The following is a 19,273-nucleotide window of genomic DNA, read 5'->3' as shown; positions in this document are numbered from 1 at the left end:
GCACCGTCTGCCGGCAAATGGGCTAGAACAGCTCCACTTCGTCGTGCGCCACCTTGATCTGCAAGGCGCCACTGTTGACCAGATCTTCATAGAAGCAGACCTGGTTGCGTCCATGTTCCTTGGCATAGTAGAGCGCCTGGTCCGCGCGCCCCAGGATCTCCACCGGCGAGCCCTGTTGCGTGGCCGCGAAGCCGATGCTCACGGTGATGTGTCCGATCTGCGGGAACACATGCGTCTGCACGGCCGCGCGCAACCGCTCCAGCGCCTGGCGCGCCTGCGCCAGCGTGAGGGAACGCAGCAGCACCACGAACTCCTCTCCGCCGAAGCGGAAGATGCTGTCCTGGCTCTGGAACAGGGTGCGCAGGCGGTTGGCCACCAGGATCAGCACCTCATCGCCATAGAGGTGTCCAAAGCGGTCATTGACCGACTTGAAATGGTCGATGTCGATCACCGCCAGCCATTGGCGCACAGTGTCTTCGCCCTCGCCTGGGCTGGCGGGTGCGCCGGTCTGTCGTGAGAACTGCTCCTCGAAGGTCTTGCGGTTCAGCAGCCCGGTGAGCGCGTCCCGCTCGCTGTAATCCAGCAGGCTCTGGTAGTTTTGGTAGACCAGAAACACGCCCATGATCACGTCGCGCTGGTGCCGCGTGAAGCGGCGGGACTGGGTGATTTCCAGGCACGCCGTGGGGCGCCCGCCCAGCCACATGGGCAGCCAGAGCGTGTGGCGCTGCTCGGAGGCACGCGCGGCGCTCTCGCCCTGGGTGGCGATGCAGTGGGCCAGTTCAGGCTCTTGCGCCAGCGGAATGCGCTGGGGATCTGAAGCAGCGTCGTACTCACTGGAGACTAGGGCCTGTTCACACTATTTTTGCCAGTGCGAATGGCGTGAAAACCGCGCCAATCTAGGCGCGTGACGACGCCAAGGCCGGGGCCTTGGCTAGGAGGGCAACGACGAATGGCGCGGTTTTCACTCCGTTCCCTCCGGGTTGCGATCAAAAAGGGCCATTCGCGGCGTTGCCAAGCCTCGCTGGGGTAGCACCCCAGCTTCGTTTGGCGCCTTGCGCCTGGCCCTTTTTGATCGCAACGCATCTGGCAAAAATAGTGTGAACAGGCCCTAACTGCCCTTCGTGGCTCCAGCTGCGCGGGCGCAGCATCAGGACTTCGTCCTGCGTGAACAGCTCCAGCGCCCGCACCTGCACGATATGGCCCAGCTTGAGCAGCGTGGACAGCACCGAGACCTCCAGGCGCAAGTGGTCCCGGTGGGCGGTCATTTCGGCCAGGTTCTGGAGGATGGGCTTCATCGGGAAACGGGAATAGACGCTCAGCGGCGCGTGAACACCAGGTCCCACACGCCATGGCCGAGCCGCATGCCGCGGTTCTCGAACTTGGTCAGGGGGCGGTAGTCCGGCTGCGGAGCATAGCCCTCGGCGGTGTTGGACAGCAAGGGTTCGGCCGACAACACCTCCAGCATCTGCTCCGCATACGGCTGCCAGTCGGTCGCACAGTGGATGTAGCCCCCCGGCTTCAGGCGTGCCGCCAGCTGTGCCACCAGCGGCGGCTGGATCAGGCGGCGCTTGTTGTGGCGCTTCTTGTGCCAGGGGTCGGGAAAGAAGATATGCACGCCGTCGAGCGCTCCGGGCGCCAGCATGTGCTCCAGCACCTCGACAGCGTCGTGCTGCAGGATGCGGATGTTGTGGATGTCCTGCTCGCCGATGCGCTTGAGCAGCGCGCCCACGCCGGGTTCATGCACCTCGCAGCACAGAAAGTTGTCTTGCGGGCGCACGCGCGCGATGTGTGCCGTGGCCTCGCCCATGCCGAAGCCGATCTCCAGCACCAGCGGCGCGCTGCGGCCGAAGGCCGCAGTGGCGTCCAGCAGGGCGGGCGCATAGTCCAGCACGTAGCGCGGGCCCAGCTCTTCCAGCGCCTTGGCCTGGCCGGTGGTGGTGCGGCCGGCGCGGCGCACATAGCTTTTGATGCCCTTGGGATGGGCGACGTCTGCCGGGGCGCTGCCAGCGGCACCGGGCATGGGGGGGGCCGCGGGGGCCTGCGGGTCTTGCGAAGAAAGCGTTTGAGTCACAGCGGCGAATTGTAGGTTCCAGGCCATGCCTTGACCCAGAATGCGAGCGCATCGGGGATGCCTGCTATGCCTGTAGGTGACGGCAATCCCAGTACCTGGGCTGCATTTGTCAAAGCCTGCAGCGGCTGGCTGTCGTCGATGGGGGGAGCGCCATGTTGTTTGGAGAGCTTCTCGCCATCCGCCGCACGTACCAGGGGCGTATGCAGGTACTGCGGCGTGGGCACGCCCAATGCGGACTGCAGCAGGATCTGGCGCGGCGTGTTGTCGGCCAGGTCTTCGCCGCGTACCACATGGGTGACGCCCTGGTCGGCGTCGTCGACCACGACCGCAAGCTGGTAGGCCCACAGGCCATCTGCACGCCGCAGCACAAAGTCGCCCACTTGCCGCGCCACATCCTGAAACTGCGGGCCCAGGCGCCGATCGGTCCAGGAGACGCCGGAAATTGCTATTGAATAAATAGCTGTTTGCGCTTGCTGGATGGGCGCTGGAGGCATTTTTGATTGATACCGCTGGGTATGGAAGCGCCAGGCGCGCGGCGTGCGTCCACCCAGGCCGTGGCGGCAGGTGCCAGGGTAGGGGCGTTCCACATGGCGTTCATGCACCAGGCCCTGCGCCTGCAAGGCGGCTTCGATGTCGCGGCGCGTGCATGCGCATGGGTAGGCCAGGCCGGCGTGGAGCAGCCCATCCAGCGCCTGCTGGTAGCGGGGGCCGCGGGTGGATTGGTACAGCGGCTGCTCGTCGGGCAGCAGGCCGCAGCGGGCCAGCTGCGCCAGAATGCGCTCGTCGGCGCCGGGCACGCAGCGCGGCGGGTCCACGTCTTCGATGCGCACCAGCCAGCGCCCGCCGCGTCCTCCAAGGGCCGCGCGCGCGTCCAGCCAGCTGGCCAGGGCGGCGACGAGCGAGCCCGCGTGCAGCGGGCCGGTCGGGGAGGGGGCAAAGCGGCCGACGTAGCCCGCGGCCGCTGTCATGCAGCGGTGAGCGCGAGCTCCAGGCCCGAGACGAAAGCGTCTTCCAGCCGGTGCCCCAGGCACCAATCGCCGCAAACGCCCAGGCCCAGGGAGGCGTCCCACAGAAAGCTCTGGCCCAAGGGCTTTTGCGTCTGCGCGTGGCGCCAGCGCCGCATCTCGGCATGCGTGGGCGTGGCGCGTATGCCGGTGACTTCGGCAAACGCCTTGATGAGCTTGGCCTGCACGCGGGGGGCCTCGTCGTTCAGGTGCTCCAGCGACCAGGCGGGACTGGCCTGCACCGTCCAGCGCTCGATCTGTGTCCGGCCGGGCTTGCTGGACTCTCGGGCCAGCCAGGCAATGCGGTGGTGCGTACTGCGTGCGGCGTTCCACTGCGGACCGAGCGTGGTCAGCCCGGGGCGCACGGCCTGCGCAAAGGCCAGCATCAAGGTCCAGCAGGGCGCGATGTCCACGCCGGCCAGGGCATCGTCCCACGGCGTGGAAACGCCGGACTGCTGCAGCAGCGCCCGCGACAGCGGTGCGGGCTGGGCCAGTACCACGCCATCGAAACCCGCATACACCTGCGATCCCCCATCCAGCGTCTCGGTGCGCAGCTGCCAGGCCGTGGGCCGCATGGCGTCGCGCTCGATGCGCGTGACGGCCGTGCGCGTGTGCAGGTGGCCTTCGCGCGCCAGTGGTGCCGCCCAGGCCTGGACCAGCGCATCCATGGCGGGGGCGGCCACCCAGTGCGCTTCACCGGGCGGTGGCGCGGCGGTGGCGACGCGCCCGGCGGCGTCCAGCACGCGGATGGTGGTGGCACTCCAGGCGCGGCACAGGCCGGAAACGGTGTCCAGCGCCCGCTGAAAGCGTGCGTCGCGCACCGTGAAGTACTGCGCGCCCGAATCAAAACTGCCAAAGGGCGACGCCAGCGCCGCCGTGCGCCCGCCGGGCTGCGGCGCCTTCTCGAAGACGGTGACCATGTGGCCCGCCTGGGCCAGGGTGCGGGCGCAGGCCACGCCGGCCATGCCGGCACCCACCACGGCAAAGCGCCGCGCGGCGCCCAGGGGCGCGACCTGCTGGCCTTGTTTCAGTCGATCGCTGGAGCGGGAGGAAAAGCGGGTCATGGCAGGCCTTCGATGACGTCGGAAATGGGCTGGTGCAGTGCTGGTAATTAGCGCAGCGCTAGTGTTGACTCTACACGCGCCGCGCGGCCCACGCATTCAGAACTGGTGGTGGTTTTCCAGCAGCGCACGGCGTGTGGCGTCACTTTGCAGTTGCGACAGCCACCACTGCAGCGCGCGGCCCGGCGCAGCGTGCCCGGGGCCACCCCATTGGTAGCTCAGACGCACGTTGCGCGCGGGGCGCGCCACCTGCCGCTCGACCAGATGGCCGGCTTCGAGGTACGGACGCACCATGGGCTCGGGCAGAAAGCCCCCGCCCAGGCCGCGCAACTGTGCGTGGATCTTGGCGCGCATGTTGTCCACGGTGAGGACGTCCTGCCCCGCGAGGATGCCCATGGTCACGTTGCTGCGCCGTGCCGAGTCGGCCACGGCGATCGCGCGGTGTTCGCGCAGCGTGGTGTCGCTGATGGGCTCGGGCACCTTGGCCAGTGGGTGATGGGGCGCCACGACGAAGATGAAACGCACCTCGCCCAGCGGGGCGGATTGCAGCCCGGCGACGTTGGAGGCGCCCACGGCCACGCCGATGGCCAGGTCTGCTTGGCCCGACGTCAGCGCTTCGGCCGTGCCGCCGAGGATGCCGTCGCGCCACTTCACGCGCGTGGGTGGACCGAGGGCGTAGAACGCCTCCACCAGCTCCAGCATGGTGGTGGGCGAGATGACGCCGTCCACCGACAGCGTGAGCTGCGGCTCCCAGCCCGTGGCCACGCGGCGCACGCGGTTGGCGATGGCGTCCACGTCTTCCAGCAAGCGCTTGCCTTCGCGCAGCAGCTCCATGCCGGCATCGGTGGGCCGTGCGTGGCGGGCGCTGCGGTCGAACAGCAGCACGTCCAGCGCATCCTCGATCTGGCGCACACGGTAGGTCAGTGCGCTGGGCACCACGCCGAGCTGGCGTGCCGCTGCGGCAAAGCTGCCCGTCTCCGCAATGCTCTGCAGCACGGCCAAGTTTTCGGGGGTCAGGGCATCGCGGGTGTTTTGCATGATCGACGGCTTATTCGTTCAATGAGTTTGAATGATGCCTTCAAGCCCGCTGTCCCTGCAAGGGCGCTGCGCCACCTACAGTTCTCTCCAACGCAACGCATTTCCAGGAGCGACCCCATGCTGACCCTTCGCAAATCGCAAGATCGCGGCCACGCAGACCACGGCTGGCTCAATTCGTACCACAGCTTCTCGTTCGCGGGCTACTACGACCCGCGCCACATGGGCTGGGGCAACCTGCGCGTCATCAACGAGGACCGCATCGCGCCGGGCACGGGCTTCGGCACCCATGGCCACCGCGACATGGAGATCATCAGCTACGTGCTGTCTGGCGAACTGGCGCACCAGGACAGCATGGGCAACGTCAAGGGCATTCCGCCCGGCGACGTGCAGCGCATGAGCGCCGGCACGGGTGTGATGCACAGCGAGTTCAACCACGCCGAGGGCCAGCAGACGCACTTTCTGCAGATCTGGATCGAGCCCAATGTGCGCGGCATCGCGCCGAGCTATGAGCAAAAGCGCTTTCCCGATGCCGACAAGCGCGGCCAGTTGCGTCGCGTGGCCTCGCCCGACGGCGCGCAAGGCTCGGTCACGATCCATGCCGACGCCACGCTGTACGCGGGCCTGTTCGACGGTGCTGAGGCGGCGCAACTGCCCATTGCCGCAGGGCGCAAAGCCTACGTTCACCTGATCCGCGGTACGCTGCAGGTCAACGGACAGCATCTGAGCGGGGGCGACGCGGCCCTGCTGGATAACGAAAGCAGCGTGACCCTGTCCGGGGGAAGCGATGCCGAAGTTCTGGTTTTTGATCTCGCCGCGTGAAGTCTGCCCATCCACTTCAACCCTAGGAGTTCCGCCATGTTTGCTACCCTGCAAAACCCTCTGGCCCTGGTGGGCCGCATCCTCATCGCCCTGTTGTTCATCCCTGCGGGGTTCGGCAAGATCAGCGGCTTTGCCGGCACCGTGGGCTACGCCACGTCCGTGGGCATGCCCATGCCCACCGTGGCCGTTGCCGTCGGTCTGTTGATTGAACTACTGGGCGGCCTGGCACTGCTCTTCGGATTCGGAACACGCATCGCTGCGCTGGCGCTGGCCGTGTTCACGCTGGCGGCCAGTTTCTTCTTCCACGCCTACTGGGCTCTGCCGGCGGACCAGCAGATGATGCAGCAGCTGTTGTTCTTCAAGAACGTTGCCGTGACGGGCGGCCTGCTGGCATTCGCCGCCTTCGGTGCCGGGGCATGGAGCGTAGACGGTGCACGGTCCGGGCGCTGATTGCTATTAAAAAAGAAGCTGCTTGCGCTTGATGAATGGGCCTTGGAGGTCGATATGACCTGCAAGGCCCATCAACTTTTGGAACGCTGCCAACGGCCGTCGATGCGCAGCTCATGCGGCATGAAGCGCGCCTTGTAGTTCATCTTCGGGCTCTGCTCGATCCAGTAACCCAGGTAGACATGCGGCAGGCCCAGCGTGCGCGCCTGCTGTACCTGCCACAGCACGTTGTAGGTGCCGTAGCTTGCGCCCGGCTCGGGCTCATAAAAGGTGTAGACGGCGGAGAGGCCGTCCTCCAGCACGTCCAGGATGGACACCATCTTCAGTGTCCCCGGCTGGCCGTCGGCCCCGGTCTCACGGAACTCCACCAGCCGCGAATTGACCCGGCTTTGCAGCAGGAACTGCGTGTACTGGTCGATGCTGTCCTGGTCCATGCCACCCCCGGCGTGGCGTGCGTTCTGGTAGCGCAGGTATAGCTGGTAATGCTCGGGCAGGTAGCACAGGCGCAGTACCCGCGCCTGCAGGCCGGCGTGGCGCTTCCAGGCACGGCGCTGGCTGCGGTCGGGCTTGAATGGATCAACCACCACGCGCAGCGGGGTGCAGGCCTGGCAGCCGTCGCAGTAGGGGCGGTAGGTGAACATGCCGCTGCGCCGAAAGCCCCGCGCCACGAGGCCCGAATACACATCGTTCTGAATCAGGTGACTGGGCGTCGCCACCTGCGAGCGCGCCTGCCGCTCGGGCAGGTAGCTGCACGGGTAGGGTGCCGTGGCGTAGAACTGCAGGCTTTGCAGCGGAAGATCGTTGAGTTGGGTCACGCCGCTGAGGGGTTGGGCAAAAGCTCGGTCCAGTATACGGGCTCGAATTTCCAGGTGCAGGCAGGGTCTTGCCGCGCTCGCGCCACGTGATTCAGAAACTGCGAACGTTCCATCTCCCGGGCGCCCAGCGAGGCCAGATGGCCCGTGTTCTGCTGGCAGTCGATCAACCGGACCCCCTCGCGCCGGCACAGGCATACCAGCGCCGCCAGGGCGATCTTGGAAGCATCGGTCGCGTGCGCGAACATCGATTCGCCAAACACGGCCCGTCCTAGCGCCACGCAATAAAGCCCCCCCACCAGTTGCCCGTTCACCCAGGTTTCCACGCTATGGGCATGGCCAGCAGCATGCAGCGCCTCATACGCGGCAACCATGGAGGGCACGATCCAGGTGCCGGACTGCCCGGCCCGCGGCTTGTTGGCGCAGGCGTGGATCACGGCGGAAAAGTCGCTGTCGATGCGCACCTCGCAACCGGGCGTGGCGCGAAAGCGCTGCAGCACGCGGCGCAGCGATCGATGCAGGCGGAATTCCTGCACATGCAGCACCATGCGCGGGTCCGGGCTCCACCACAGGATGGGCTGGCCGGTGCTGAACCACGGAAAGACACCCTGGGCATAGGCCTGCACCAGGCGGGGCACCCCCAGCGTGCCGCCCGCGGCCAGCAGGCCGGGCGCGGGAGAGTCCGTGCCCCAGGCACCGTCGGTGGGTGGAAAAGGATCGTCGGGTTCCAGCCAGGGAAGCGATGTGGTCATGCAGGCAATCAAGGGCGCGCGTGGAGCGCGATTGTCGCCCGCCCGCGTGCTCAGAACGTGATCAGGACGGAGGACGCGCTGCGCTGGTGTGCGCCATGGAATACCGCCTCGATGTTGTTGCCGTCCAGGTCCAGCGCAAAGGCGGCGTAGTAGCCCGGGTGGTAGGACCGCTCGCCCGGGGCGCCGTTGTCGCGCCCGCCATGCGCCAGCGCCGCGCGGTGGAAGGCATCCACCATCTCGCGGTCCTTCGCCTGGAAGGCGAGGTGGTGCCGCCCCGTGAGGTGGCCATTGGCGGCGGGGCGGCGGTACCCATCCGCACGCTGCGCAACATCAGCCTCAACCCCAACTTCGGCGGCGAGGTGATGGTGGTCAGCCTGGGCTGCGAGAAGCTGCAGCCCGAGCGCCTCATGCCGCCTGGCGCCATTGCTCTGGTGGACCAGCGTACCCTGCAGGAGGCACCGCTGGACGTGGTGTGTCTGCAGGACGAAGCCCATGTGGGCTTTATGTCCATGGTCGACTCCATCTTGCGCCAGGCCGACGAGCACCTGAAGCGCCTGAACGCACGTCGGCGCGAGACGGTACCAGCCAGCGAACTGGTGGTGGGCGTGCAATGCGGCGGCAGCGATGCCTTCAGCGGCGTGACCGCCAACCCGGCCGTGGGCTTTTGCACCGATTTGCTGGTGCGCGCCGGCGCCACGGTGATGTTCAGCGAGGTGACCGAGGTGCGTGACGGCATCGACCAGCTCACCGCACGTGCGGCCACGCCCGAGGTGGCGCAGGCCCTGATCGATCAGATGGCCTGGTACGACGCCTACCTGGCACGCGGCCGCGTGGACCGCAGTGCCAACACCACGCCGGGCAACAAGAAGGGGGGCCTGTCGAACATCGTCGAGAAGGCCATGGGCTCCATCGTCAAGAGCGGTAGCGCGCCCATCGCCGGCGTAGTGGCTCCGGGCGAAAAGGCGGTGCAAAAAGGTTTGCTCTACGCGGCTACCCCCGCCAGCGACTTCATCTGCGGCACGCTGCAACTGGCGGCGGGCATGAACCTGCACGTGTTCACCACGGGGCGCGGCACGCCTTATGGGCTTGCGCAGGTGCCGGTGATCAAGGTGGCCACGCGCAGCGATTTGGCCCGGCGTTGGCACGACCTGATGGATGTGAACGCCGGCCGCATCGCAGACGGGCAGGCCACCATCGAAGACGTGGGCTGGGAGTTGTTCCACCTCATGCTCGACGTGGCCAGCGGCCGCAAAAAGACCTGGGCCGAGCACTGGGCCGAGCACTGGAAGCTGGCCAACCAGCTCGTGCTGTTCAACCCAGCGCCGGTGACCTGACCTGCTTGTTCGACCCAACCCGGGCACAACCCACAACGGAGATCCCGAAATGCCTCACGAGAAGAATGCGGCGCCCAGCGTTGCCACGCGGCGCCATTTCCTGGCCGGCGCGGTGGCCGCAACGGCCGCAGGTGCTGCCACGGCGCAGAGTTTTGAATTCAAGCCCCAGCAGCGTTACCCCGACCCATCGGTGCAGGTGCTGGACCCGCAGTTCGCCAAGTACCGCATCTACAGCAGCAGCGTGGAGCAGATTGCCACCGGCATGCGTTGGGCCGAAGGGCCCGTGTGGTTCGGAGACGGGCGCTACCTGCTGGTATCCGACATTCCGAACAACCGCATCATGCGCTGGGATGAGGCCACCGGTGCGTGGGGCGTATTCCGCCAGCCCGCCAACTTTTCCAACGGCCTCGCGCGCGACCGCCAGGGCCGGCTGCTGACCTGCGAGCACCTGACGCGCCGTATCACGCGCACCGAGTACGACGGAAGCATCACCGTGCTGGCCGATGGCTACAACGGCAAGCGCTTCAACTCACCCAACGACATCATTTGCAGCAAGGACGGCGCGGTCTGGTTCACCGACCCGCCGTTCGGCATCGCCGGTCATTGGGAGGGCGATAAGGCCGCGCCAGAGCTGCCGCACGGCGTCTACCGCATCGACCCGGGCGGCGCAAAGGTCAGCCAGGTACTGGGCGACCTGGCGGGTGCCAATGGCCTGTGCTTTTCGCCCGATGAGAAGGTGCTCTACATCGTCGAGGGCCGCCACCAGCCGCATCGCGTGGTGTGGGCCTACGACGTGGGCCCGGGCGGGCGGCTGTCCGGCAAGCGTCTGCACATCGACGCGGGCGGCCCGGGTGCCCTGGACGGCATCAAGTGCGACGAGTTCGGCAACCTCTGGTGCGGGTGGGGCAGCAACGGCGCCGTGGGCGCCAACCCGGCGGACCTGGATGGCGTGATGGTCTTCAACCCCGAAGGCAAAGCCATTGGTCACATCCGGCTGCCTGAGCGTTGTGCCAACCTGTGTTTTGGGGGTGCCAAGAACAACCGCCTGTTCATGGCCAGCAGCCATTCGATCTACGCGCTTTATGTGGAGGCGCGCGGCGCTGTCTGAGTGCGAAGGTCCCCGTGGCGGGCGCCCGCCACAGGGCAGGGGCCGCCCCGTGCGGCCCAGGTCATCAGGGCCGCAGGGATCACGGAAGGTTGAGCCAACCGCCCCGTTCGCACAAACGCACCGCATCAACGGCAACAGCCGCCACCCCCGTGGGGGTTGGCGGCTGTTTCGCTTCTGTTTTGATAGCTGCTTGCGCTTGTTGGTCAAAGGCTAGAGGCCAAAAAGGCTTAAAACCTACTGGCTGACGCCAGCCCAGCGCTGCGCGGCTAACCTGTGGTGCGCGGCTCAGTCTTGCACGTACCAGGCGTCCTTCAGCTCGCTCACGGTGGCCTCGGCCACCTCGGGCTGTGCAGCCAGCCAGGCCTGCGTGGCTTGGCGGTCGTCCTCGGTGGCGGAGCCGCGCACGAAGGCCGTCACGAAGCCTTCGCGCACCCAGCCGGCGGCCGCCAGATTGCGGGGCACCAGCAGGTCCCGCACGAAGCGGTCCATCAGCGCCTCCTCTTGCTCGGGCGTCAGCTCCTGCTTGACCTTCAGCTCGTACTCGAAGCCGAATTCCTGAAACTCGGCCACGCGCATCTTCTTGCGAAGGCGGCGGCTGCGTTGCTTGTTGGGTGGCAGTGCCATGGTCAGGTTCTCTCAGTTCAGTGAATCAAGGGCGCCATGATGGCAGAACACGCGCCGCGCCCGCCCGTCAAAGCCCCAGCACCTTGGCGACGTAATCCGCATCCTTGTCGCCGCGGCCCGACAGGTTGACCAGGATGTGCTGGTCCTGGGGCAGCGTGGGCGCCACGCGGATGGCCCAGGCCACGGCATGGGCGCTCTCCAGCGCGGGGATGATCCCTTCCACGCGCGACAGCTGCATGAACGCGTCCAGGCATTCCTTGTCGGTCACGGCTTCGTACTGCACGCGGCCAATGTCCTTCAGATAGCTGTGCTGCGGGCCCACGCCGGGGTAGTCCAGGCCCGAGGCAATGCTGTGCACGGCGGCGGGCACGCCCGGCGCATCCTCCAGCACATAGCACTTCATGCCGTGGATCTCACCGGGCTGGCCCATGCTCAGCGTGGCCGCGTGCCGGCCGGGCTTGTCGGTGCCTTCGCCCGAGGGCTCCACGCCCACCAGCTTCACGTCGGTATCGCCCAGGAAGGCGGTGAACATGCCCATGGCATTGCTGCCGCCGCCCACGCAGGCGGTCACGTAGTCGGGCAGGCGGCCGTGTCTGGCCTGGAACTGCTCGCGCGCCTCGCGGCCGATGATGCTCTGGAAGTCGCGGACCATCATCGGGAACGGGTGCGGCCCCACCACCGAGCCGATGGCGTACAGGTAGTCGGTGGGGTTGGTCAGGTACTCCTCGAAGGCGCTGTCCACCGCCTCCTTCAGCGTGGCCGCGCCGCGCGTCACTGCCACCAGCTTGCAGCCCAGGATGCGCATCTTGGTGACGTTGGGGTGCTCCTTCTCGATGTCCACCTGGCCCATGTGGATCTCGCACGGAATGCCCACCAGCGCACAGGCCGTGGCCAGCGCCACGCCGTGCTGGCCAGCGCCCGTCTCGGCGATCACCTTCTTCTTGCCCATGAACTTGGCCAGCAGCGCCTCGCCCAGGCAGTGGTTGATCTTGTGCGCGCCGGTGTGGTTCAGGTCCTCGCGCTTGAGGTGGATCTGCGCGCCGCCCAGCAGGCCCGAAAGCCGCTTGGCATGAAAGATCGGGCTGGGCCGGCCCACGTAATCGGCAAACAGCTGTGCCAGCTCGTCCTGGAAGTCCTTGCGCTGCGTGATCTCGGCATAGGCCGCGGCGATGTCGTCCATGGCGGCTTTCAGGTGCGGCGGCACAAGCTGCCCGCCGTAGGGGCCAAAGAAGCCGGCGGCATCGGGCATGGGGGCGAAGTCGGTGGAGGCTGTCATCGCAGTCAAAGGAGGAGGGTGGTTGAAAGAACTTCGGTTTTGATAGCTGCCCGCGCTTTTCAGACGGGCGCTGGGCGGCATTTTCATGCTGAACCATTGCGGGGTGCTTACGGCCCGCCAACGGCAATACGGGGCAATATACGCGCGCGTTGCGCCTCACGGTTCGATACACGCCCCCGGTTGCCGCGCGCCGCCGCGCCGCCACAGAATCGACCATGCACCTGCAACCCTACGAAAGCGTGAATGGCGTACCCCTTACCGCCACGCGCGGCGACATCATCCGCGCCCACGGCCAGCCACGCAGCGAGTCGCGCAACAACGTTGGCCTGACCGCGCTGGACTATGGCGACGTGGTCTACCGCTTTCAGGACAGTGGCCGCCTGGAAGAGGTGACTGCCCGCGCGGAGGCGCTGCACCTGGGCACCGTGGCCGTGCCGTTCCGTGACCTGGCCGCGTTTGTGCAATCGAGCGATGACCGGGCATTCGACCGCGCCGGGTTTCTGGTCAGCCCGCGGTACGGGATGGCCTTCGTACCGGCGGAGCCCTGCTGGGTGACGGCGCTGGCCCACCATTGCGTGCAAGAGTGGATGGCGATAGGTTGAATTTCTATCTAGTCGCCCCTGATTTATTCGTAAGCCATTGATTTTGCTGGATATTTTCTTCATTCCGGCGTATAATTTCTCCCGTTCTGATAGCGCATCCGCCTTGATTTCTGGGAGTTTCGTGCCGTGATGTTCACCTGCCCCGCCACCGACGATTTCTTCCGCTCGCGCATCGACCAGATGATCGATCTGCGCCATCCGCTGGCGGTGCTGTCTTCGCGCATGCCCTGGCAGGAGATCGAGGCGCGGGTGGCCCACCTGCTGGTGCGCAAGGCCCACGCCGGGCAGGCCATGCCCGATCTGGATTTGTTCGGCGAGAAGCCCCAGCGCCAGGCTGCGGCCAGCAAGGCCGGGCGCCCGCGCGTGGCGCTGCGCATCATGGTCTCGCTGCTGTACCTCAAGCACGCGTTCAACGAATCCGATGAGGGCGTGGTGGCCCGCTGGGCCGACACCCCGCGCTGGCAGTTCTTCTCGGGCTGCGCGTACTACGAAGACCGCCAGCCCTGCGACGCCACCACCCTGGTCAAGTTCCGTCAGTTGCTGGGCGAAGAAGGCGTGGAAGAGCTGCTGGCGCAGACCATCAACGTGGCCGTTGAACTCAAGCTGATCAAGCCGCAGGAGCTCTCTCGCGTGATCGTGGACAGCACGGTGCAGCACAAGGCGATTGCGCACCCCACCGACAGCCGCCTGCTGGAGACAGCCAGGGTCAAGCTGGTCGAAGCAGCCAAGGGTGCCGGCATCGACTTGAAGCAGACCTTTGCCAAGGAAGGCAAGGAGCTGGGCCGCAAGGCCGGGCGCTATGCCCACGCGCGCCAGTTCAAGCGCATGCGCCGCGCCATCAAGCGCCAGCGCACCATCGTCGGGCGGCTGCAGCGCGAGATCGAGAGGAAGATCGCCACTGGGGCCAGCGCCATCGGGCAAGCCGTGCGCCAAGCGCTCGCCCAGACATTGAGCAAGGCCGCGCGCATCGTGGCCCAGAGCGGCCAGCGCAAGGCGGTGGATGGACAGCCCAAGCTGTACGCCTGGCATGCCCCGGAGGTGGACTGCATCAGCAAAGGCAAGGCCAAGCAGCCCTACGAGTTCGGCGTGAAGGTGGGCATTGCCAGCACGCTCAAAGGCAACCTGATCGTGGGCGCCCGGGCCTTCCACGGCAACCCGTACGATGGTCACACCCTCACAGAGCAACTGGAGCAGGCCACGATCCTGATGCAGGACAGCGATGCAAAACCAGCGACAGCGTTCGTTGATCTGGGCTACCGGGGGGTGGATGCGGACAACCCGGATGTGCACATCGTGCACCGGGGCAAGGCCAAGCGGATCAGTGAGCAGGAAAGAAAGCTGCTCAGGCGGCGCCAGGCTATTGAACCCATCATCGGGCACCTCAAGGCCGATCACCGCATGGGTCGCTGCCACCTCAAGGGCGAACAGGGCGACCGCCTGCACGCGGTGCTGTGCGCGGCCGGCTACAACATCAAGTGGCTGCTGCGCATGATCGTCAAGAAGGGGGTGGCCTTCTTGCAGGTGGTTTTTTTGTGCCTGCTGCAAGCCAGCACACAGGAGCGTTCTTGGCTGGCCGCTGTGATGGACATGCGCTCTTGGGCTGCTGATGCCCGATCAACCCTGTGCACAGCCCTGGCCAACCGGCTGACCTTGGGGGCTGGCAGGCTCTCCCAGGCTTGAAATGAATATTTCAGGGCCGACTATCTAAGGATGCCCTGAATAACTCGAATGCGTAAGTGCTACAAGGTCACCGGTTTCAGATAGTGCGATGGATGGCGTTTAGCCTGGGTCTTCGCACCACTTTCCACGCCCTTGCGGGCCATCTGCACCGCCTTTGCGGCCATTTGCCTGATTTCAGGGGCACTCATCCCTGCGCCTCCAGCAATTGATGGCGCACCATCCAAAGATTGGACAGCGCAAACAGCGTCTTGAGCTGCAACGTGTTCTTCTTCAATCCCCGGTAGCGCACCTTGGTGTATCCAAACTGTCGTTTGATCACCCTGAAGGGATGCTCCACCTTGGCACGGATGCTCGCCTTGATCTTCTCCACTTGGTCTATCAGCGCGTCAACGGGGTTGTTCTCTTTGTCCAGCGCTCTGCGTTTGCCTGGGCGCATCGCGATGTGCCACCGCACTGCCTCCTTGGCATCCGGGCGCTTGTCGATACCTTGGTAGCCCGCATCACCAAACCCGTCTGTCTCCTGCCCGTGCAGCAAGCTGTTGCCCTCTACAACGTCGGCCACGTTACCCGAGGTGCCTATGACGGTATGCACGAGTCCCGAGTCCGCATCCACGCCGATATGGGCCTTCATGCCAAAGTGCCATTCGTTGCCCTTTTGGCTCGAATGCATCTCTGGATCGCGCTTTCTGTCCTTGTTCTTGGTAGAGCTAGGCGCTGCGATCAGTGTGGCATCGACCGCAGTGCCTGCCTTGAGCAGCAAGCCCTGGGCTGCCAGAAGCTCGTTGACAGTGGCCAGAATCTGCTCGGCCAGCTTGTGTTTCTCCAGCCGATGACGAAACCTCAGGATGGTGCTCTCGTCAGGCACCCTCCCATGGGCATCAAGACTTGCAAACTCCCGGTAGATCGGGGTGTCAAAGAAGGCCTCTTCCATCGCCAGATCTGACAGGGTGAACCACTGCTGCATGCAGTGGATGCGCAGCATGGTCTCCAGGGCAAAGGGTGGGCGGCCGTTCTTGCCTTCGGGGTAATAGGGCGCAATGAGTTCGACCAGAGCAGCCCAGGGAACCACCAAATCCATCTGGATCAGCAGTTCTTGCTTGCGGGTCTTTTTGGTGCTCAGTTTCAGGTCAAGGCTGCTTTGCTTCATGGGCGGGGAGGATGCCATGACTTCCTGGCTTCTAGCAGACTGCGTTCGGGGTTTTGCAGGATTTCCCTAACCTTTTCCCAATGTTCTGTTTTGATGAAATATGCGGATAGATCGTTGAACTCGTTTTCAGCGACGCGATCCCCGAATGTGATGTTTAGTGTGTTGCTCATTTGTAACCTTACGCAGAAATCTGTTGTTGTATGGGTTCCATGCTGGCGTGCACTAGTAGGGATTTAGCTCAATACAAGACCATGACTAAACGCAGGCTATATCTGGCGTTTGCGGTCTAAACTGGCACGCAGAAAACGCTGCAAGGGGCTTGTAGCCTAGATTTGTGGCACGCGTGCTGTATAAAAAAGCATACTAAATTCAGCCATGAAACTCACCGCCACTCCTGTGTCGCGCGCCACACGGTTGCTGGATTGGGTCCGTGGGCAAATTCGTTCCGAACACTATAGCTTTGCGCACGGTTCTGGGCCACGCCATGATGCCGTACACCGTCAGGCGACAGCGTTGTGGCTGTGCACTGACCGACTGCTCTGGGTCGAAAGAGGCCATAGATGAATGAGCACCTGCCTACTACCTGCCTAGTTTGAGATCGCAGCAAGGCACTCTGCTCAAAATAAAAAATGTCCGCTGTCAAGCCCTTAGTGCGGGCATGCAGCGGTGCGGAAGGTCTTATGGGGGCAAGAGGTTAGGCCAGATTTCGACCGCCATGTGCTCTTGCTGCTTATCGAGCTAGGTGCCGCATAGGCGCTTCGCGGTAGTAAACGCAGGGGCGTCGTAGCGGGCAAGGTCGCGTCGTCATCATAGCCCCAACTTATCGCAAGACGCCCTCAAAAGCGAAGCGCAGCCCGTGGGCTGCGCTTCCGTCATTGGGATGCTAGCGGACTCGTCCGCAGCATCAGGGCGGTTTCGGCGGCGAAGCCTTGGCGACCGCCGCTCCCTTCCTGAATCCCCGATCCCCGGCGATGAATGCCTCCAGCATGTGCGGGATCAGCGTCGTTGCATCGACCGTTTCGCCGTAGGTCTGCGCGTGCAGCACCGCATAGCGGTCGAGGTCGGCCTTGAGGCCGGCTGGACAGGCGAAGGTCAGCTTGATGCTCTCGGTCTTGGGCAGCGGCCCGAGCCGCAGCTTCTTGGTCGTACTCATTGCGAAGCTCCCCGATTGAAGAACAGCGGCTGGTAGGGCCGCAGCACTAGGTCGCGGTTGACGATGATGCGCACCGGCAGGCCCGGCCGCTCGGTCAAAGTGGGCTGGATGTTGAGGTTGCGCCGGGTCATCTCCTGCCCGACCTGATTCACGCTGTCCTGCAGGCTGTCGCGGCCGGCGATGATGACGCGATCGCCGTTACGGTTCTCCGGCGCGGCCAGTTCGGCGCCGACGCCCAGCAGCGTCGTCAGCGCCGCACCGGCGAAGACGCGATCCCAATGCCAATCGACGCCATCCTCCAGGCCGGCGTAGCCGGCCGGATCGGTGCCAGCCAGGTTGTCCAGCGTGAGCGAGGACGTGTCCGGCAGGATGATGCGGTTCCACACCACTTGCACACGGCTCTGCCCGTAGGCGACCTGGCTGTTGTATTTGCCGAAGATGCGCGAGCCCTGCGGGATCAGCAGATAGCGGCCGGTCGCGGTGTCGTACACCGGCTCCGTCACCGTGCCGATCACGTCCCCCGGTAGATCGGACTTGATGCCCGTCACCAGCGCCGCCGCGATCACCGTCCCGGTCATCACCTGATACGGCGAGGTTGGCATTTGCAGGTTGCCGGAATTACGGGTTTCCGTGGTTCCGGCTTTCTGGAACGCCTCTTTCTGGTCTTGCCGGTTCTGCACTGTGGTCGGGTCGGCAGGCTGCGCCGCCGTCGAGGCCGGCCCAGCGGCCTGCGGGTCGAAGCCGGCCAAGCCAGATGACGGGCCGGCAGCCGCCACTTGCGCGGGCGCAGCAGCGGCACGCTGGTTGCTGGAGCGGAAGAACACCGACGATCCCGCTGCCGCTTCAGCTTCCTTGCGCCTCGCGTCACGCTCGGCTGCCGCCGCATCCTGGCCGGGCGGCGTGTAGCGGGCCACCGCTGGCTGCTGCGAGTTCACGATAGCCGGCCCCAGATCGCCCGGCAGCGGCGGCCCCAACTCTGGCACCTTCGGCGGCAGCTTCGAGTAGTCGGCGGGAAGCTGGTCGAGTCCTTCGGACTTCGACACGCGATCCACGTTGTAAAGCTCGGCCGGCTCGTTGCCGCCGCGCCGGTGCGTCGGCTGCAATGACCACATCGTTGCGCCCAGCACCGCGACGCCGAGGCCGCCAGTCAGCAGCGCCAGCGTGCGCCGATTGAGACGTGTCACCGGGCGCGGCTGCGCCCGCAGCGCCACATTCTCCGGCGCGACCTTCGGCGTGGCATCAGGAATCGGCACGTCCGGGATTCCGTCGTGGCTCATGGTCAGTTCCCCCGCGTGCCATCCGTACGCTCGATGCGCACCATGTCGCCCTTGTCTCCGCCGAGACGCAGTTCGGCCGCGCCGAACAGCCGATCCACGATGTAGTACGGCGAGCGGAAGCGGTAGTTCACGAGTTGCCCGTCGCCCTGCGCGCCGATGACGAACAGTGGCGGCAGTTCGCCTTGGGCGATGCCCGGTGGAAACTGGATATAGACCTTCTCGCCGTCATCGAAGGCGCGCAACGGCTTCCACGGTGGATTGCTGCCGCTGATCGCGTAGCGGAAGCGGATCTTTTCCAGCGACAAGCCGGTATCGACCGGCGCGGCCGCTTGCGCGGCTTGATCCTGACGCCGCAACGCGAGCATCTGGTCCTTGGGGTACTCCCAGGACACCGACGCCATCCACGCCTTGTCGGTCGAGGTCAGCTCGATCAGGTAGGTGCGCCGGCTGGTGGTGATGACCACGTTCGTTTTAAGGCCGGAGCGGATGGGCTTCACCAGCACGTTCACGCGCAGATCGTTGCCGGCGCCGCTGGATGTGTCGCCGACGATCCAGCGCACGGTATCGCCGGCGGCGACCGTTACCAGCTCCTCACCGGGCTGGAGCGAAATCACGGTGACGCGCCCCGGCGCGGCATAGACTTGGTATAGCGCGCCGTCGGTGAAGGGCCAGACCTGAATCGCATTGACGTAGCCCTCGCGCGTTGGCGCGATGCGCGCCTCGGCGTTGGCGCGCGACACGCGCACAATTTCGTCGGCCGGTTCCGGTGCGGGCTTGGCCTCGTCCGCTTCCGGCAGTGGCTTCATCTGCGCTGGCAGCGGCAACACCTTCGGCACCGTCACTACTTCGACAGGCTTGGGCGGTTCCGGTAGCGGCTGCGCCTGCACCGGCTCATCGAGCGAGATGCGTGGCGGCGGCTTGCCTTGCGAGGCGCAGCCAGCGAGCGCAGCCACCAAGGTCAACAAGCTGACCGTGTAGAGGACTTGGCGATCCAGTCCGAAGCGCGGCGAAAACAGCGGGAAAGCCAGCATCAGCCCATCGTTCAAACGCCGGCGGTATTCGTTTTCT

19 protein-coding genes and 3 pseudogenes are annotated in these 19,273 nt (G+C 65.5%); 6 read left to right on the top strand and 16 right to left on the bottom strand.

Features of this window, described 5'->3' with window-relative positions:
* Positions 1-22: 22 nt before the first annotated feature.
* From I3K84_RS04230 to I3K84_RS04205, 6 genes and pseudogenes are all read right to left on the bottom strand, one after another.
* Positions 23-844 (bottom strand): annotated as a pseudogene (locus tag I3K84_RS04230) (GGDEF domain-containing protein); the annotation flags it as partial.
* A gap of 142 nt (positions 845-986) precedes the next feature.
* Positions 987-1,295 carry a hypothetical protein gene (locus I3K84_RS22525; protein WP_370567779.1) on the bottom strand — a complete coding sequence of 103 codons (309 nt, stop codon included), beginning with the start codon at positions 1,293-1,295 and terminating at the stop codon, positions 987-989.
* Positions 1,296-1,315: 20 nt separating this feature from the next.
* Positions 1,316-2,098, bottom strand: coding sequence for a tRNA (guanosine(46)-N7)-methyltransferase TrmB (gene trmB, locus I3K84_RS04220; RefSeq protein ID WP_196995573.1), 783 nt, complete (start codon positions 2,096-2,098; stop codon positions 1,316-1,318).
* On the bottom strand, positions 2,068-3,039 hold the full coding sequence (gene gluQRS, locus I3K84_RS04215) for a tRNA glutamyl-Q(34) synthetase GluQRS (RefSeq protein WP_196995572.1): 972 nt from the start codon (positions 3,037-3,039) through the stop codon (positions 2,068-2,070). Before gluQRS ends, trmB begins: the two co-directional genes overlap by 31 nt.
* Complete coding sequence (locus I3K84_RS04210) at positions 3,036-4,139, bottom strand: NAD(P)/FAD-dependent oxidoreductase (protein ID WP_011805227.1); 1,104 nt, start codon at positions 4,137-4,139, stop codon at positions 3,036-3,038. The genes gluQRS and I3K84_RS04210 overlap by 4 nt, the downstream gene beginning before the upstream one ends.
* 96 nt (positions 4,140-4,235) lie before the next feature.
* On the bottom strand, positions 4,236-5,174 hold the full coding sequence (locus tag I3K84_RS04205) for a LysR family transcriptional regulator (RefSeq protein WP_196995571.1): 939 nt from the start codon (positions 5,172-5,174) through the stop codon (positions 4,236-4,238).
* Positions 5,175-5,291: 117 nt separating this feature from the next.
* On the opposite strand from I3K84_RS04205, the gene I3K84_RS04200 reads away from it, so the two are divergent.
* Both I3K84_RS04200 and I3K84_RS04195 read left to right on the top strand, forming a co-directional pair.
* Positions 5,292-5,993 carry a pirin family protein gene (locus I3K84_RS04200; RefSeq protein ID WP_196995570.1) on the top strand — a complete coding sequence of 234 codons (702 nt, stop codon included), beginning with the start codon at positions 5,292-5,294 and terminating at the stop codon, positions 5,991-5,993.
* Positions 5,994-6,029: 36 nt separating this feature from the next.
* Positions 6,030-6,443 carry a DoxX family protein gene (locus I3K84_RS04195; RefSeq protein WP_088886790.1) on the top strand — a complete coding sequence of 138 codons (414 nt, stop codon included), beginning with the start codon at positions 6,030-6,032 and terminating at the stop codon, positions 6,441-6,443.
* A 71-nt stretch (positions 6,444-6,514) separates the two neighbouring features.
* On the opposite strand, the gene I3K84_RS04190 is transcribed toward I3K84_RS04195, so the two are convergent.
* The 3 genes and pseudogenes from I3K84_RS04190 to I3K84_RS04180 all read right to left on the bottom strand — a co-directional run.
* On the bottom strand, positions 6,515-7,255 hold the full coding sequence (locus I3K84_RS04190; protein WP_196995569.1) for an arginyltransferase: 741 nt from the start codon (positions 7,253-7,255) through the stop codon (positions 6,515-6,517).
* Positions 7,252-8,004: a leucyl/phenylalanyl-tRNA--protein transferase gene (gene aat / locus I3K84_RS04185; RefSeq protein ID WP_041835987.1), complete on the bottom strand. Its 753-nt coding sequence runs from the start codon at positions 8,002-8,004 to the stop codon at positions 7,252-7,254. The genes I3K84_RS04190 and aat overlap by 4 nt, the downstream gene beginning before the upstream one ends.
* Before the next feature lie 50 nt (positions 8,005-8,054).
* A pseudogene (locus I3K84_RS04180) lies at positions 8,055-8,411 on the bottom strand (VOC family protein); the annotation flags it as partial.
* Here I3K84_RS04180 and I3K84_RS04175 point away from each other — a divergent pair.
* Both I3K84_RS04175 and I3K84_RS04170 read left to right on the top strand, forming a co-directional pair.
* Positions 8,292-9,338 carry a UxaA family hydrolase gene (locus I3K84_RS04175; protein ID WP_370567825.1) on the top strand — a complete coding sequence of 349 codons (1,047 nt, stop codon included), beginning with the start codon at positions 8,292-8,294 and terminating at the stop codon, positions 9,336-9,338. The pseudogene I3K84_RS04180 and the gene I3K84_RS04175 overlap by 120 nt on opposite strands.
* Before the next feature lie 49 nt (positions 9,339-9,387).
* Positions 9,388-10,446 (top strand): SMP-30/gluconolactonase/LRE family protein, encoded by a 1,059-nt coding sequence (locus tag I3K84_RS04170; protein ID WP_196995568.1) that lies wholly within the window; start codon positions 9,388-9,390, stop codon positions 10,444-10,446.
* Between the two features lie 285 nt (positions 10,447-10,731).
* On the opposite strand, the gene I3K84_RS04165 is transcribed toward I3K84_RS04170, so the two are convergent.
* Together I3K84_RS04165 and trpB are read right to left on the bottom strand one after the other, a co-directional pair.
* Positions 10,732-11,070: a YggL family protein gene (locus I3K84_RS04165; RefSeq protein ID WP_011805244.1), complete on the bottom strand. Its 339-nt coding sequence runs from the start codon at positions 11,068-11,070 to the stop codon at positions 10,732-10,734.
* A 67-nt stretch (positions 11,071-11,137) separates the two neighbouring features.
* On the bottom strand, positions 11,138-12,346 hold the full coding sequence (trpB, locus tag I3K84_RS04160) for a tryptophan synthase subunit beta (RefSeq protein WP_015913327.1): 1,209 nt from the start codon (positions 12,344-12,346) through the stop codon (positions 11,138-11,140).
* Between the two features lie 215 nt (positions 12,347-12,561).
* Between trpB and I3K84_RS04155 the strand changes: the two genes are divergently transcribed.
* Together I3K84_RS04155 and I3K84_RS04150 are read left to right on the top strand one after the other, a co-directional pair.
* Positions 12,562-12,948 carry a hypothetical protein gene (locus tag I3K84_RS04155; protein ID WP_196995567.1) on the top strand — a complete coding sequence of 129 codons (387 nt, stop codon included), beginning with the start codon at positions 12,562-12,564 and terminating at the stop codon, positions 12,946-12,948.
* 129 nt (positions 12,949-13,077) lie between these two features.
* Positions 13,078-14,530, top strand: a pseudogene (locus tag I3K84_RS04150) (IS5 family transposase).
* A gap of 157 nt (positions 14,531-14,687) precedes the next feature.
* Here the strand turns inward: I3K84_RS04150 and I3K84_RS22415 are convergent.
* The 5 genes from I3K84_RS22415 to trbG all read right to left on the bottom strand — a co-directional run bounded on the left by I3K84_RS22415 (position 14,688) and on the right by trbG (position 19,236).
* Complete coding sequence (locus I3K84_RS22415) at positions 14,688-14,816, bottom strand: hypothetical protein (protein ID WP_255352815.1); 129 nt, start codon at positions 14,814-14,816, stop codon at positions 14,688-14,690.
* Positions 14,813-15,775 (bottom strand): IS5 family transposase, encoded by a 963-nt coding sequence (locus I3K84_RS04145; RefSeq protein ID WP_011806097.1) that lies wholly within the window; start codon positions 15,773-15,775, stop codon positions 14,813-14,815. Before I3K84_RS04145 ends, I3K84_RS22415 begins: the two co-directional genes overlap by 4 nt.
* A gap of 904 nt (positions 15,776-16,679) precedes the next feature.
* Entirely contained in the window at positions 16,680-16,928 is a 249-nt protein-coding gene (locus I3K84_RS04140; RefSeq protein ID WP_003160610.1) for a DUF2274 domain-containing protein, read from the bottom strand.
* Positions 16,925-18,205, bottom strand: coding sequence for a TrbI/VirB10 family protein (locus tag I3K84_RS04135; RefSeq protein WP_038842564.1), 1,281 nt, complete (start codon positions 18,203-18,205; stop codon positions 16,925-16,927). The genes I3K84_RS04140 and I3K84_RS04135 overlap by 4 nt, the downstream gene beginning before the upstream one ends.
* 2 nt (positions 18,206-18,207) lie before the next feature.
* Positions 18,208-19,236 (bottom strand): P-type conjugative transfer protein TrbG, encoded by a 1,029-nt coding sequence (gene trbG, locus I3K84_RS04130; protein ID WP_087920863.1) that lies wholly within the window; start codon positions 19,234-19,236, stop codon positions 18,208-18,210.
* Positions 19,237-19,273: the final 37 nt, after the last annotated feature.

Source organism: Diaphorobacter sp. JS3051 (assembly GCF_015832135.1).
Classification (GTDB): domain Bacteria; phylum Pseudomonadota; class Gammaproteobacteria; order Burkholderiales; family Burkholderiaceae_C; genus Diaphorobacter; species Diaphorobacter nitroreducens.
This window is presented reverse-complemented; position numbering and strand designations above follow the sequence as displayed.

Coding starts and splice junctions, on each gene's coding strand:
- I3K84_RS04205 (WP_196995571.1), bottom strand. CDS start 5,174: ATGCAAAACACCCGCGATGCCCTGACCCCCGAAAACTTGGCCGTGCTG.
- trmB (WP_196995573.1), bottom strand. CDS start 2,098: ATGGCCTGGAACCTACAATTCGCCGCTGTGACTCAAACGCTTTCTTCG.
- I3K84_RS04170 (WP_196995568.1), top strand. CDS start 9,388: ATGCCTCACGAGAAGAATGCGGCGCCCAGCGTTGCCACGCGGCGCCAT.
- I3K84_RS04195 (WP_088886790.1), top strand. CDS start 6,030: ATGTTTGCTACCCTGCAAAACCCTCTGGCCCTGGTGGGCCGCATCCTC.
- I3K84_RS22415 (WP_255352815.1), bottom strand. CDS start 14,816: ATGAGTGCCCCTGAAATCAGGCAAATGGCCGCAAAGGCGGTGCAGATG.
- I3K84_RS04210 (WP_011805227.1), bottom strand. CDS start 4,139: ATGACCCGCTTTTCCTCCCGCTCCAGCGATCGACTGAAACAAGGCCAG.
- I3K84_RS04200 (WP_196995570.1), top strand. CDS start 5,292: ATGCTGACCCTTCGCAAATCGCAAGATCGCGGCCACGCAGACCACGGC.
- aat (WP_041835987.1), bottom strand. CDS start 8,004: ATGACCACATCGCTTCCCTGGCTGGAACCCGACGATCCTTTTCCACCC.
- I3K84_RS04145 (WP_011806097.1), bottom strand. CDS start 15,775: ATGAAGCAAAGCAGCCTTGACCTGAAACTGAGCACCAAAAAGACCCGC.
- I3K84_RS22525 (WP_370567779.1), bottom strand. CDS start 1,295: ATGAAGCCCATCCTCCAGAACCTGGCCGAAATGACCGCCCACCGGGAC.
- gluQRS (WP_196995572.1), bottom strand. CDS start 3,039: ATGACAGCGGCCGCGGGCTACGTCGGCCGCTTTGCCCCCTCCCCGACC.
- I3K84_RS04140 (WP_003160610.1), bottom strand. CDS start 16,928: ATGAGTACGACCAAGAAGCTGCGGCTCGGGCCGCTGCCCAAGACCGAG.
- trpB (WP_015913327.1), bottom strand. CDS start 12,346: ATGACAGCCTCCACCGACTTCGCCCCCATGCCCGATGCCGCCGGCTTC.
- I3K84_RS04155 (WP_196995567.1), top strand. CDS start 12,562: ATGCACCTGCAACCCTACGAAAGCGTGAATGGCGTACCCCTTACCGCC.
- I3K84_RS04165 (WP_011805244.1), bottom strand. CDS start 11,070: ATGGCACTGCCACCCAACAAGCAACGCAGCCGCCGCCTTCGCAAGAAG.
- trbG (WP_087920863.1), bottom strand. CDS start 19,236: ATGCTGGCTTTCCCGCTGTTTTCGCCGCGCTTCGGACTGGATCGCCAA.
- I3K84_RS04135 (WP_038842564.1), bottom strand. CDS start 18,205: ATGAGCCACGACGGAATCCCGGACGTGCCGATTCCTGATGCCACGCCG.